13 protein-coding genes are annotated in these 13,088 nt (G+C 55.2%); 3 read left to right on the forward strand and 10 right to left on the reverse strand.

The features are described 5' to 3' along the window. Positions 1-184: 184 nt before the first annotated feature. A complete protein-coding gene (gene fdxA, locus H7F08_RS04600) occupies positions 185-508 on the forward strand; it encodes a ferredoxin FdxA (protein WP_010639763.1) in 324 nt (107 codons plus the stop codon). Next, positions 505-2,169: an ABC transporter ATP-binding protein gene (locus tag H7F08_RS04605; RefSeq protein ID WP_075322515.1), complete on the forward strand. Its 1,665-nt coding sequence runs from the start codon at positions 505-507 to the stop codon at positions 2,167-2,169. The genes fdxA and H7F08_RS04605 overlap by 4 nt, the downstream gene beginning before the upstream one ends. Positions 2,170-2,392: 223 nt before the next feature. Here H7F08_RS04605 and H7F08_RS04610 read toward each other — a convergent pair whose 3' ends face one another. The 10 genes from H7F08_RS04610 to H7F08_RS04655 are packed head-to-tail and all read right to left on the reverse strand — an operon-like array spanning position 2,393 to position 11,956. Continuing rightward, positions 2,393-4,462 (reverse strand): transglutaminaseTgpA domain-containing protein, encoded by a 2,070-nt coding sequence (locus tag H7F08_RS04610; protein WP_193639987.1) that lies wholly within the window; start codon positions 4,460-4,462, stop codon positions 2,393-2,395. Next, positions 4,459-5,424, reverse strand: a complete 966-nt coding sequence (locus tag H7F08_RS04615; RefSeq protein ID WP_142088465.1) for a hypothetical protein — start codon at positions 5,422-5,424, stop codon at positions 4,459-4,461. The genes H7F08_RS04610 and H7F08_RS04615 overlap by 4 nt, the downstream gene beginning before the upstream one ends. A gap of 7 nt (positions 5,425-5,431) precedes the next feature. Then, on the reverse strand, positions 5,432-6,376 hold the full coding sequence (locus H7F08_RS04620; protein WP_142088463.1) for an AAA family ATPase: 945 nt from the start codon (positions 6,374-6,376) through the stop codon (positions 5,432-5,434). Then, positions 6,373-7,830, reverse strand: a complete 1,458-nt coding sequence (gcvPB, locus tag H7F08_RS04625) for an aminomethyl-transferring glycine dehydrogenase subunit GcvPB (RefSeq protein WP_202806228.1) — start codon at positions 7,828-7,830, stop codon at positions 6,373-6,375. Before gcvPB ends, H7F08_RS04620 begins: the two co-directional genes overlap by 4 nt. After that, positions 7,827-9,170, reverse strand: coding sequence for an aminomethyl-transferring glycine dehydrogenase subunit GcvPA (gene gcvPA, locus H7F08_RS04630; protein ID WP_193639988.1), 1,344 nt, complete (start codon positions 9,168-9,170; stop codon positions 7,827-7,829). Before gcvPA ends, gcvPB begins: the two co-directional genes overlap by 4 nt. Positions 9,171-9,176: 6 nt before the next feature. Then, positions 9,177-9,560, reverse strand: coding sequence for a glycine cleavage system protein GcvH (gene gcvH / locus H7F08_RS04635; RefSeq protein WP_010639751.1), 384 nt, complete (start codon positions 9,558-9,560; stop codon positions 9,177-9,179). A gap of 4 nt (positions 9,561-9,564) precedes the next feature. After that, entirely contained in the window at positions 9,565-10,674 is a 1,110-nt protein-coding gene (gene gcvT, locus H7F08_RS04640) for a glycine cleavage system aminomethyltransferase GcvT (RefSeq protein ID WP_193639989.1), read from the reverse strand. A gap of 18 nt (positions 10,675-10,692) precedes the next feature. Continuing rightward, the gene (locus tag H7F08_RS04645) at positions 10,693-11,178 is read right to left on the reverse strand and encodes a YajQ family cyclic di-GMP-binding protein (protein WP_010639747.1); all 486 of its coding nucleotides are present in this window, start codon (positions 11,176-11,178) and stop codon (positions 10,693-10,695) included. 37 nt (positions 11,179-11,215) lie between these two features. Further along, on the reverse strand, positions 11,216-11,710 hold the full coding sequence (locus tag H7F08_RS04650; protein ID WP_075322508.1) for a molybdenum cofactor biosynthesis protein MoaE: 495 nt from the start codon (positions 11,708-11,710) through the stop codon (positions 11,216-11,218). A gap of 3 nt (positions 11,711-11,713) precedes the next feature. Beyond that, positions 11,714-11,956 carry a MoaD/ThiS family protein gene (locus H7F08_RS04655; protein WP_075322507.1) on the reverse strand — a complete coding sequence of 81 codons (243 nt, stop codon included), beginning with the start codon at positions 11,954-11,956 and terminating at the stop codon, positions 11,714-11,716. 30 nt (positions 11,957-11,986) lie between these two features. Between H7F08_RS04655 and sohB the strand changes: the two genes are divergently transcribed. After that, positions 11,987-13,066 (forward strand): protease SohB, encoded by a 1,080-nt coding sequence (sohB, locus tag H7F08_RS04660; RefSeq protein ID WP_010639741.1) that lies wholly within the window; start codon positions 11,987-11,989, stop codon positions 13,064-13,066. Positions 13,067-13,088 lie beyond the last annotated feature (22 nt).

The following is a 13,088-nucleotide window of genomic DNA, read 5'->3' on the forward strand; positions in this document are numbered from 1 at the left end:
ATCGATGATGGGATAAAGTCCAGATTTGAACTATAGCGAATTACGGTCAGGCTTGCCATCCGGGGCATCAAAACGCCCCTATATAGACAGTGGGCAGGCGCGCAGCCTTGGGCTAGAATAGGCCCCCAGTTCGCCGGGTCAGCCCGGCCACCCTTAAACCGAAAAGCCAAGGAGCCCGGCCCCCATGACCTACGTGGTGACTGAATCTTGTATCAAATGTAAATACACGGACTGTGTGGATGTGTGTCCGGTAGACTGTTTTCGTGAAGGTCCTAATTTTCTGGTGATTGACCCTGACGAATGTATTGACTGCACACTTTGTGAGCCAGAATGTCCGGCCGGAGCCATTTTCCGCGACGATGACCTGCCCGAAGGCCAGGAAGAATATGAAGAAATCAATGCACGTCTCGCCAAGGTCTGGCCGGCCATTATTCAGAAAAAACCGGCGCCGGAAGATGCCGATGCCTGGCTGGAAGTGAAAGACAAACGAGGCCTGCTCGAAGAGTGAGCGCGGATAGCGCTTCTGCTGCACTGCGTTCGCAAAGCTTTCACCGTCTTCTCGGTCTGGTGCGCCCCCACCGGGGACGTGTCGCCGTAGCCATGTTCTTTATGGTGATATCTGGTGCGGCCATGGGTGCCATGGCTTACATCATCAAACCCGTGCTGGATCGGATATTCATTGATCACCAGGTCAGCATGCTGGTCTGGCTGCCCTTAGGGGTCATCCTGATCTACGCGGTCAAGGGTATTGCCGATTATCTCCAGGCCATCAATCTGGCCCGGGTGGAGGAAGAGGTTTTACGCGGTCTGCGGGAAAACCTCTTCGGCCACACCCTGCGTCTTCCCCTGGAAGTCCTCATTGATCACAGTCATGGCAGCACCCTGTCACGGATGAGTCTGGATCTGACCCTGCTCCAGCAGGGTCTCTCGGTGCTGGCGCGCTTTTTTCTTTCCAGCTTCCAGATTGTCGCCCTGCTTTTCGTGGTGTTTTACATGAGCTGGAAGCTGGCGCTCATCAGTCTCATAACTCTGCCCATCGCCTTTTATCCCCTGATTCGCTTTGGTCAGAAACTGCGCCAGAGAGGCAACTCCCAGCAGGAACAGATGGGTGAAATCATGGATCAATTTTCGCAGAGCCTGCGCGGTGTGGAAGTCATTAAAAGCCAGGGGGGTGAGCCTTTCGAGGCCAGACGCTTTGGTCAGCAGGCCCGGCACTATTTCGAATTGATGATGCAAATCGCCCGAATTCAGAAAGCCACCGTGCCGGTCATGGAAATGATCGCTGCTCTGGGGATTGCCGCCATCATCTACCTGGGCGGCAGTCAGGTCGTCAATGGCAACATGAGCACCGGCGCCTTTTTCAGTTTTTTTACGGCCTTGGGTCTGATTTACGAACCTCTGCGACAACTCTCTTCCGCCAACAATCAGTTACAGCAAGGGTTGTCAGCCGCAGACCGGCTTTTTGCCTGGCTGGATCAACCTTCGGAACAGACTGTCAGCACCACTGAACCACGTCCCTGGGGGACCTGGCAATGTCACGACCTACGCCTGCAACTGGGCCAGGAATCCATCCTTCAGGGACTGGATATTTGCATTCCACCGCTCAGCACCACCGCCTTTGTGGGCCCCAGTGGCAGCGGCAAAACCAGCCTGATACGGGTGATTCTGGGCCTGCTACCGGCCAGCAGTGGCCGCATTACAGTGGCGGGAATGGATAAAAACCAGATCCCTGCGGGAGACTATCGGAGTTATTTCAGCTTTGTAGCGCAAGAGCCGGTTTTGTTCAGTGGCAGCGCCCTCAGCAATATTGCTTACGGTGAGGACACTCCCGATCCTCATCGCGCCGAAATTGCTGCCCGGCAGGCGCATGCCTGGGATTTTCTGGCCCTGAGTGGCGGACTGGACAGTCCCATCCAGGGGAATGGCGCGAATTTTTCCGGAGGTCAGCGGCAGCGTCTGGCCATTGCCCGCGCACTGTATCTGGATCGCTCCGTGCTGGTACTGGATGAAGCGACCAGCAATCTCGACAGCGAAAGCGAAGAACGCATTGCTGAAACTCTCGCAGAATTGCACGGCAAAAAAACCATTCTGATTGTCGCCCATCGACCCCGCACCACCCGTCTGGCGGATCAGATCATTCGGCTGGAACGGGGAAAAGTGATTTCCTAAGATTGATCCGTCTGAAATCTGTGGTGAAGGGTGCATATTTTCAGCTCCCTTGTCCCTCGCCTGTTGTTCTAGGGCTCATCCTGCTGTCAGGAGAGAACTCGCCCTGCGGGCTCAAACAGCTCTCCTGACGGGCGCAGGATTTCGCCAAGAACAACAACGGCGCAGGCCAAAAGTCGCTGAAAATATGCACCCTTCACCACAGATTTCAGCTTCGCTCGTTCAATCACACCCCCGTACCACGGCTATGACGCATTTGCGCAATAATTGCCTGCAGTTTGGCATCCCCCTCCGCATCAGGATGTGGTCCATAGCGCTGCAGGGAATAGTGCTGCAACAACTGATTACGGAGCGTCGAATCAAACGGTAATGTCCCACAAAAAACGCTTTCCTGGCCAGGACGAGCATCTTTCAAACCGAGACCATGCAGTGCTTCTATGGCCCGGTGGCGCCAGTAATCATGGGCATTTGTATTTCGCGTTGCCTGTCTACGCCGATACCAGACCCATAGCAGGACCAGGCCAAGCAGCGCGAAAATTCCCACTATCACGCGCCAGGCAGGTTGCTGCGCACTAAATCCGGACCAATGTCGTGGAGAATGCAGGATTTTCTGACTGGAAGTCTGGCTGCTTTGGAAAAAGTGCAAAAACTGCAACCCGGCAGAAGTCCAGAGTGATCGTTGTTTGGCCGGGGTCAAATCAATGACGGTGTTAATCCATTCCCACTGCAGCCAGTCCCATACCCGCTGTGCTGCCGGAACTTCATCGGCGGCAAAGGCCCCGCTATTCCCGTTACTATTTAGTCCAGTTGCCGCAGCCGCTGGCGTGGCATCCAGGCGTACCCAGCCTTTTCCGGCAATCCAGGCCTGTACCCAGGCGTGGGCCATACTCTGGCGCACCAGCCAGTAATGACCGACAGGATTATATTCGCCACCATGATAACCGGTAACCACACGTGCAGGGACACCATCCAGACGCAATAAAAGCGCGAGGCCTCCCGCATAATATTCACAAAAGCCGGTATGAGAATGCAGCAGAAAATCCGCCATCGTCTGCCCGTGCGGATAAGCGGCTGGCGCCTTCAGGCTATAATGAAAGGATGGCCCCCGAAACCAATGCATTAAATGTTCAATAGTTTGATTAGGAGTATGACCTGCCAGACTTTTTGCCAAAGTCACAATAGCCGATGGCGTAGTTGCCGGCACCTGCAGAGCGGCTTGATGCACGCCAGATCTGAGGCTTAGAACACGGCTGGCACCTGACCAGACCACGTAGCGCAGTGGCAGAGAGGGAGGCTTCTGCAACTGCATGACGCCATCCCATAGTTCGTGATGCGCCAAAGGAATTTGCCAGCGCCGTGGGGATGACAAGGCGAAAAGATAAGAGCTATCTCCAGGGCTGATTACAATTTCCTGACGGGTGAGCGGCCCCGCTGGTAACTGGTCCGGATTGTCTGATTGCACATCTCTTGTAGAGCGTTTTTCAGCAGGTGGATCGGGCTCCCAGGTGGTCCCTTGGTCATGCCACAAAATCGCGCCCACCCAATATAATTGCTCAGGATTTTCCGGCCTGGGAGTGATCTGGGCACGAAAGGCCACTGCCGGATCCTCGGCCAGACGACTGATCTGATCTGGTGCCAAATCGGGACTGAATCCGGAACGCGCACTCCCCTGGGGCGGAGCCCAGGCCCAGAGCGGTGTCGGCGTACGCGGTAGGAGCAGAAAAAACAGCCCGGTCATGGGTAGCAAAAACACCATGAAAGCCAGACTGAATACCAGCATATAACGAAAATCACGGCCCTGCAGGGCGACACTACCCCTTGCGCTGGCCGCATCGGCCAAGGGCTGCCAAAGTAAACCCAACAGCGCCAGATAAAGGGTAATCAGCAGATAAATACCCAGTAGGACATCGACACGCAACCAGGCCGCCAGCCCCATACCCAGCAGCACCAGCGCTGCTACCTGATAAAAATCCCGCTGGGAACGCATTTCCAGGGCTTTCACAGCCAACAGTACCAATACCGACTGGCTGGCTATGGCCAACCAGTTACCCCAGCCGGAAAGTACAAAAGCCAACAGTAGAAACAGCAAACCTCCAACCAGACGCAGACGACCGGAAAACCAAAGCGGGTGTTGTTTCCAGGAGCCATACAATCCCAGGCCTGTAGCGCTCAACCACAGCACAATGGCCCAGATGGCCACCTCGTGGCCCAGCGCGAGCAGAACCAGCAAGCCCATCAGTGCAGCCAGCAAGGGCCCGACGTTCTGCGCAGAAACCAATGAGGTGGCTTTCCTCATTGCCAGAATCGCCAGTGCCTGAGCCAGCCGCCTCGCTCCTCCGTGGCAGCGCTCGAAGGAGGCAGGGGTAGATGCTGGGCCAGCATGCGCAAGGCATCTTCTCGTTGGGCGGAGCCTTGACCACTTTTACTGCCCGCTGGCATAAGCAACTGCCATGACCAACCCAGATTCCAGGCTTTATCCAGTGCTGCCCGAAAAATTCGCAGGCGTTGCTCCGGTGGAAATGCCAGCCAAAAAGGGGATTCCCAATCCAGCAATACCTGTTCTTGTCCGATTTTTTCCTGCTCTCGGCCGGGAAAATGCATGATCCCGGGAAGATTTCTGGACCAGTCTACGCGTCGCCAGATAATCTGATGCAAACTTTCTCCAGAACGCCAGTTACGGATCCAGAGAAAATCCCCCTGCCCGCCGGCTTGGTCTGAAGACGGGAGCTGTTCGCCCGAATTTTGAGTCATGGCCATGTCTTCTCCACCCGCAGGTGCAACCCAGGGCAGGTCTGCATCGGGAATGTTGACCTGCAGGCCCCGCCACACAAAAGAAAAGGGGAAGGCGGAACCCATCTGCAACAAGGGCAACAGCGGCTGGCCGCGTCGATCCGGACACCAGCGCAGTGCGACCAGTGCTTCCTGACGACCCCCTATGCGGGTTACGGTCTGCCGGGATGCACCCAGTCGCAGTTCCAGCAACCATAATGGCCAGGGTCGACCATTACGCACGCGCAGCAATACATCTCCGCTCTGTTCCGCTGTCAGAATCTGCTGCGGTTGCAGGACCACATCCACGCGCCAGATATTGGCCATAGCCACAAAACCCGACAGCACCATGAGGGACAACATCATCGAAACCAGCAGAAACAAAACATTATTGCCGGTATTGACGGCCGCAAAGCCCAGCGCCAGCGTCAAGCCGACAAATACTTTGCCTGGGCGGGAAAGACGCACCTCCCGGCGTTTACGCTTCATGACCCGCTTAAAAACGAATATCCAGACCCCAGGCTTCTTGTCCCAGTAACACGGCCAGATCATCACCGGCTAAATTCGCCGTGGAAATCAGACGATGTCCCAACACCGCCAGGGCGACAGAACGCAAATCATCGGGCGTCACATAATCCCGTCCCGCCATAAAAGCCCAAGCCTGGGCAGAGGCTTTAAGCGCCAGCAAAGCACGAGGTGAAAGGCCCATCCGCAGACGTTCGTCGTTGCGCGAGCACCGGGCCATGTGCAAAAGCATATCTTCAATTTCCGCGCTGAGAAAAATGGCAGTAACCGCATGTCGCCAGGCTTGCAATACATTGCGATCCGCAACAATCGGCAAATCTTCAGGGCGCTGGTTTTTCCCCTGAAGCAACAGGCGTTCCGCCTCGCGACCGGGATATCCCAGAGAAAACCGCAGGGTAAAACGGTCCAGCTGGCTTTCCGGTAAAGGGAAAACCCCGGCGTGTTCCTGGGGATTCTGGGTGGCTATGACAAAAAATGGATCAGGCAAAGCCATGCTTTGACCATCCGCAGAAACCTGCCCTTCAGCCATAGCCTCCAGCAAGGCCGATTGACTGCGCGGAGAGGCCCTATTGATTTCATCCATGAGCAGCACCCCATGGAAAACCGGGCCGGGATGGAAAACAAAAGTTTGCTGGCGCGGATCAAAAATACTGCTGCCGAGGATGTCTCCCGGCAACATATCAGCGGTCATCTGGACGCGCGCAAAATCCAGACCCAAAAGTCGCGCCAGACCCAAAGCCAGCGTGGTTTTACCCACGCCGGGTACATCCTCGACGAGAATGTGTCCACCCGCCAAAAAGCCCGTAAAGGCAAGGCGTATGGCTCTTTCCTTACCCAACAGAACCTTCGCCAAAGCGGTCAGCAACTGCTCTGGCTGGACTGCTGCCCGCAATACTTCACGGGGATGGGTTGTCATTCCGGTGCTGCCGATACGTCCAGCCTGCGGGCGGCCAGCGCCTCATCCAGTCGACCCACCGGCAAATGATGGGGGGCTTCCCGCAGCAATTCCGGCTGCTCCAGCGCTTCCTGACGAATCTGCGCCATCACCGCGACAAAACGATCCAGCGTCGCCTTGCTTTCGGTTTCGGTCGGCTCTATAAGCAAACATTCGGGCACCAATTGTGGAAAATAAATGGTCGGAGCATGTATCCCAAAGTCCAGCAGCCGTTTTGCCACATCCAGCGCACGAATCCCTGTGGCTTTGTGCAAATCACTCACTGACAGGATAAATTCATGACTGGCACGACGCTCCGGGAAAGCCGCCTGATAACCCAGGCGCTGCAGTTCTTTAAGCAGGTAGTTGGCATTGAGGGCAGCATAGGCGGATACCCGCCCTACACCGCTACGGCCCAGTCGCCGAAGATACGCATGAGCACGCAGCAATACGCCGATATTTCCACCATGTGCACTTAAATGACCAATACTTTGTGGGAGATCTTTGGCACCCATCCAGCGCAAGGCCCCATGCGGCTCTTTCAAAACCGTGGGCAGTGGCAAAAAGGGCTTGAGGCGTTCCTGCACAGCCACAGCACCGGCCCCCGGTCCACCCCCACCATGGGGAGTGGCAAAGGTTTTGTGCAGGTTCAGATGCATCACATCAAAACCCATCTGACCGGGCTGAACCCGGCCAAGAATGGCATTGAGGTTGGCACCATCATAGTAAAGCAGGCCCCCGGCGGCATGCACATGGTGGGCAATTTCTGCAATACGTCTTTCAAAAACCCCCAAAGTCGAGGGATTGGTAAGCATGATTCCCGCGACATCCGGACCCAGGTGAGCATCCAAGGCGGCCATATCCAGATCACCATCGGGCAGGTTGGGGATTTCGATAACCTCAAATCCGGCCATTTGCGCACTGGCTGGATTGGTACCATGGGCCGCCGTAGGAATCAGCATCTTGTTGCGCCCGGCATCGCCCCGTGCTCGATGATAAGCGCGAATCATGGCCACGCCAGCCAGCTCACCCTGGGCGCCTGCCGCCGGAGTCAGACTCACCGCAGCCATGCCCGTTGCCGCAGCCAGCCATTCCTGCAACTCCCAGAGAACCTGCAGCAAACCCTGCATGGCGGGGGCCGGAGTATCAGGATGCAGACGGGCAAAACCAGGTAATGAAGCCATGGCATGGGCAATACGCGGATTATATTTCATGGTACAGGAACCCAGTGGGTAAAACTGGGTATCAATAGAAAAATTTTTCTGCGACAAGCGGGTGTAATGCCGCAAAACATCCAGTTCGGAAGCATTGGGCAAATTCAGCGGTGTTTTGCGGAGTAAATCTTCGGGTATATCAGCGGGCATTTTGGGTACCGGCATATGATGATCATGGGCAAAAATGCTGTCATTCACGGTTTCTGTCACAGCTGGATTCATTGGGCCTCCAGAACGCTTTTCAGCGCATCCCGATAAGTCAACAGGTCGGCTTCTTCCAGTAATTCCGTCGTACACACCAGCAAATCGCCCGGTTCACCCATTTCCCATTCACGCAAAGGAATACCCGCGAGCAGCCCATGGCCCAGCAGAGCATCGCGAACCACCGTGGCGGGCAGCGGCAGGCGCACGACCCATTCATGGAAAAAAGCACCCGCATAGGGGAAACTCACCCCCGGCAGTGCGGCCAACCGCTCGCGTAATTGCCGGGCGCGGGTATGGCAGAGGCTGGCGATTTCCTGAAGACCATGACTGCCGAGCGTCGCCATATGAATGGTGGCAGCAGTGACCATCAAGCCCTGATTGGTGCAGATATTACTGGTAGCCCTACCCCGCCGGATGTGCTGTTCACGCGCCTGCAGCGTCAGACAATATCCTGTACGACCCTGGGCATCGACAGTTTTGGCGACCAGACGACCCGGTAATTGCCGGACATGGGCTTTGCGGCAGGCAAGAAATCCAAAATAGGGCCCCCCTCCAGTCAGCGGAATCCCCATGGGTTGGCCCTCACCCACAGCCATATCAGCGCCCTTCCCGCCCCAGTCGCCGGGAGCCTTCAACATGGCCAAGGCCAGCGGATTGACTACTGCAATGGTTAACAATCCCCGGGCATGTGCCCAGTCTGTCAGCTTGTCCACCGGCTCCAGCATGCCAAAGGCGTTAATCTGCGGAACAATCAAAGCCGCTGCATCGCTCGCATCGCCGGGAATCTGCAACGTGCCGCTGATGGGATCATAAGGCACTGATTGCAGAAGGATATTCTGCATGCCTAGCACCGTATCCAGCACGCTGCGCCAGCCGGGCAGAAGATTCTCCGGCACCAGAATGCTTTTTTCGCTCCCTTGAATGCGTAGGGCCATCAGACAGGCTTCTGCCAAACCGGAGGCGCCGTCGTACAAGGACGCATTACTGACTTCCAGGCCAGTCAGGCGAGTAATGAAACTCTGGTACTCATAAAGTACCTGCAAGGTACCCTGACTGGCTTCCGGCTGATAAGGCGTGTAAGCAGAGTAAAATTCGCCCCGAGCGGCAATTTCCCAGACAATCGCGGGAATATGATGCGCATAGGCACCGCCGCCAGCAAAGCACAATAATGGTGCATTCGCCCGGGCCCGGCCTTCAAGCTCCCGGCCCAGGGCCATTTCGGACAAGCCTTCCGGCAGCACCATGTCATGAACCTGCAAACTGGATGGAATTTCATCAAAAAGCGCATCCAGACTATTCACGCCAACGGCAGCCAACATCGCCGCCGTTTCTTCCGCATCATGGGGAATATAAGGCATTTCCGCTTACGCCTCCGCAATGGTGTCGTAAGCCGTTGCATCCATCAGTTCTGCAAACGCAGCGGATTCAGCAGCCACGACCATTATCCAGCCTGTTCCATAGGGATCTTCGTTGAGCAGTTGCGGACTGTCATTCAGTGCTTCATTACGCTCCAGAACCTTACCGGTAATGGGTGCATACAAATCCGCCGCCGCCTTGACCGACTCCAGAACGCCGCAAACCGTTCCAGATTGCAGGGCTTTTCCGACTTCGGGAACTTCGGCATAAACCAGATCGCCCAGCAGCGCCTGGGCATGATCGGTAATCCCAACCCGGTAACGTCCATCACCCAGATCCTCAACCCATTCGTGGGTGTCACTATAACGTAATGATTGCGGAATTTTGCTCATGCCTTCAACACTCCTTAGCAAAGGTAAAAGTTGCAGCGCCCTGACGCCAGAACGGCGGCTTGACCACCATGGCCGGTTTGCGGGCACCGCGAATGACTAATTGCAAAATGCTTCCTGCGGCAACCGGGGCATTGACTCTGGCCAGAGCAATACCACATTGCAGACTCGGAGAAAAAATACCACTGGTGACCACACCGCAAGGCTTCCCCGCAGCGTCTTCCAGCACATAACCGTGCCGGGGAATGCCAGCAGACAGGGCAATTCCTACCAGGTTTGGACCATCGCCACGCGCCCGTTCCGCTTCCAACCCAGCGCGACCCATAAAGGCGCGATCAGAATCGCGCAAGTCCACGGTCCAGCCCAGATTGCTGGCATAGGGAGAAACCGAGGTATCCATGTCCTGACCGTACAAGTCCAGGCCAGCTTCCAGGCGCAAGCTATCGCGCGCAGCCAGTCCCGCTGGAGCAATTCCTGCTGTCAGCAAACGCTCGGCCAATTCCGGCAAAAGGGTATTTGCCGCGATGATTTCTACGCCATCTTCGCCGGTATATCCCGTCCGGCCAATAAAAAATCCATCCTGTTCCAGCGCAGTAAAAGGTGTCAGTGACTCCAGGGCGGGTATTTGCAGCAAATCGGCCACCCGCTCCCGTGCCCTCGGTCCTTGAACAGCAACAATACCCAGATCTGGGCGTTTGCTTAGCGTCACTCGCCAGGCATGCTGGTCGATGAGCTTTTGAAAATGGGCGGCATCTGGTTCTGCACCCGAAGCATTCAGGACTATCCGATAAGTATCGCCTCCCCGATAATACACAATCAGATCATCAATAATGCCGCCATCCATCTGCAACATGGTGCTGTACAGGGCTTTACCCGGGTGGACATCGAGCTTGGCCACGTCATTGGCCAGGGCATGACGGAGCAGGCTGCGGGCATCCCTGCCTTCAATATCCAAAGGGCGCATGTGGGAAACATCAAAAAAACCCGCTACTTCACGTACTGCCTTATGTTCGGCGAGCTGCGAGGCATATTGCAGGGGCATTTGCCATCCGGCAAAATCCACCATGCGCGCCCCTTGCGCCAGATGCCAGTCATACAGCGCCGTCTGCTTTGTCATTGCCTCAAAACCTTTCGATTAATCGCGGAAGTTATTGAATTGCAGAGGTAATCCAAAATCTTCAGAACGCAAGGCAGCAATGGCGGCCTGCAGTTCGTCGCGGCTTTTACCCGACACCCGCAGCTGGTCGCCCTGAATACTGCCCTGAGCCTTGAATTTACCATCCTTGAGATGTTTGATCATGCGCTTGGACACTTCAGTTTCCAGCCCGACTTTCAGGGTGAGCACCTGACGTTCCATGCCTCCCGCTGCAGCGGCTGTTTTCCCGACATCCAGAGCCTTCAGATCCACCCCGCGCTTTACCAGTCGGGCAGAAAATAAATCGATCATCTGTCCCAGTTTGTATTCATCTTCGGCCAGCAAAATGATTTCTTTATCTTTTCGGTCAATAGACGCCTTACTGCCCTTGAAATCATAGCGGGTAGAAATTTCTTTTTGCGTAGTATGCAGGGCGTTATCTACTTCCTGCATATCCACTTCAGAAACCACATCAAAACTTGGCATAACCTGTTTCCTTAACTTTTCTGCCGTTGGGCAGGTTTTAACTGGAGAGAAGCTGCCGATCCGGGTGGGCTGAAGGTACTGAATGACTGTGCCCCTCCCGACTCCCGGCCCGACAACCCGGGCAATCTGTGACCCAGCGAGATCCTTGCGGGGTGATTTCTTTTTTCCAGAAAGGCGCAGAGGTCTTGAGAACATCTATTAAAAAACGACAAGCATCAAAAGCCGCAGCCCGATGCCGGGACCAGACCGCCACCAGCACAATATTATCCTGAGGCTGCAACAAACCATAACGATGAATAATGAGGCTGTCGAGAATATCGTAAGCGTTTGCGGCCTGCATGCTGACGCGTTCCAGCTCTTTTTCCGTCATACCCGGATAATGCTCAATTTCCAGGGATAAAATGTTGCTGGCGTCGCTGTAGTCCCGCACCGTACCCACAAAAGTCACCAATGCCCCGGCTCCGTTTACCGTAGCCATTTCAGCACAGGCGGCAGACAGCTCGAAATCTTCTTTCTGAACTTTAACGATCATCCATCAACCTCCGGTTACCGGAGGAAAAAAAGCCACCTCATCTTCGTCTTTAACCGACGCGGTAAAGGAAACATGCTGCTGATTCAGAGAAGCCAGCAAATGAGCGTCATGCAATTCTGTCATGGCCTGCCCCTCGACCATGGTCAGGACTTCTTCTACCGTAAATCCACCGGGCGGACAGGCCAGCTGCATTTCAGCCGACCCGACACGCTCACGCACACTGGCAAAAAACTTCACATGAATCATTGACGGAATCCATTTTCAGGAAGATTGCAAATGATAACGCCCCCAAGCCCTGAGCTTCAACCAGAAGCCACAGCCAACCTGCATGAAGCACTTTGGGCCTGGATACATCTGGTATATAGTCGCTGCATGGAAAACTTCTTCAGTCACTACCTCACTTTTCTCGCCGAAACGGCTACCATCGTGGTCGCCATCCTGATTGTCGCCGGAGGCATTGCTGCCATCGCCCTCAGCAAGCGCAGACCCGCACCTGCAGGTCAGGTCCAGGTTACGGATTTACGTCAGCAAATTGAACAAGCGGCTGACCGTATTGAAGCGCTGCGCTTCGACAAGAAACTCCGCAAAGCGCATCAAAAAAACCTCAAGAAAGTGCATAAGGCCCGAAAAGATGAAAAATGTACTTATCTGCTGGACTTTAAAGGTGACATTCGCGCTTCGGCGGTGAGTGCTTTGCGCGAGGAAATTACCGCGATCATTCAGGTTGCCCAGCCTGATGATTCTGTGCTCATCCGCCTCGAAAGCGGCGGCGGCATGGTCAATACCTATGGTTTGGCAGCCGCCCAGCTGTTGCGCCTGCGTGCCGCCAAAATTCATAGCACCATATTGGTAGATGCTGTCGCTGCCAGCGGTGGATACATGATGGCCGTGACCGCTGACCGGATTGTGGCCAGCCCATTTGCGCTGCTCGGCTCTATTGGGGTTGTCGCACAAATTCCCAATTTTCATCGCTGGTTACAAGAACGCAATATCGATTTCGAGCAGTTTACTGCTGGTAAATACAAACGAACCGTCACGCTTTTCGGGGAAAATACCGATAGTGGTCGGGCCAAGCTGCGTGAAGAATTGGAAGAGACCCATGCCCAATTCCGTGACTTCGTGGAGCAGTTTCGCCCTCAGCTTGATCTGGAAAAAGTAGCCACCGGCGAGGCCTGGCTGGGTAATAAGGCTCTGCAACTGGGGCTGGTTGATCAGCTGGCCACCAGTGACGAGATTATTGTTGAAGCTGCCCAAAAAGGGAAGTTACTACAACTGAGTTATCAGCGGCCCAAAAGCCTGCCGCAAAAACTCGGGCTGGCTGCCCAGCAAAGTTGGGACAAGCTCTGGTTTCGCTGATGTTCATAACACAATACCTTGC

The organism is Acidithiobacillus sp. HP-11, assembly GCF_015100075.1.
Lineage (GTDB): Bacteria > Pseudomonadota > Gammaproteobacteria > Acidithiobacillales > Acidithiobacillaceae > Acidithiobacillus > Acidithiobacillus thiooxidans.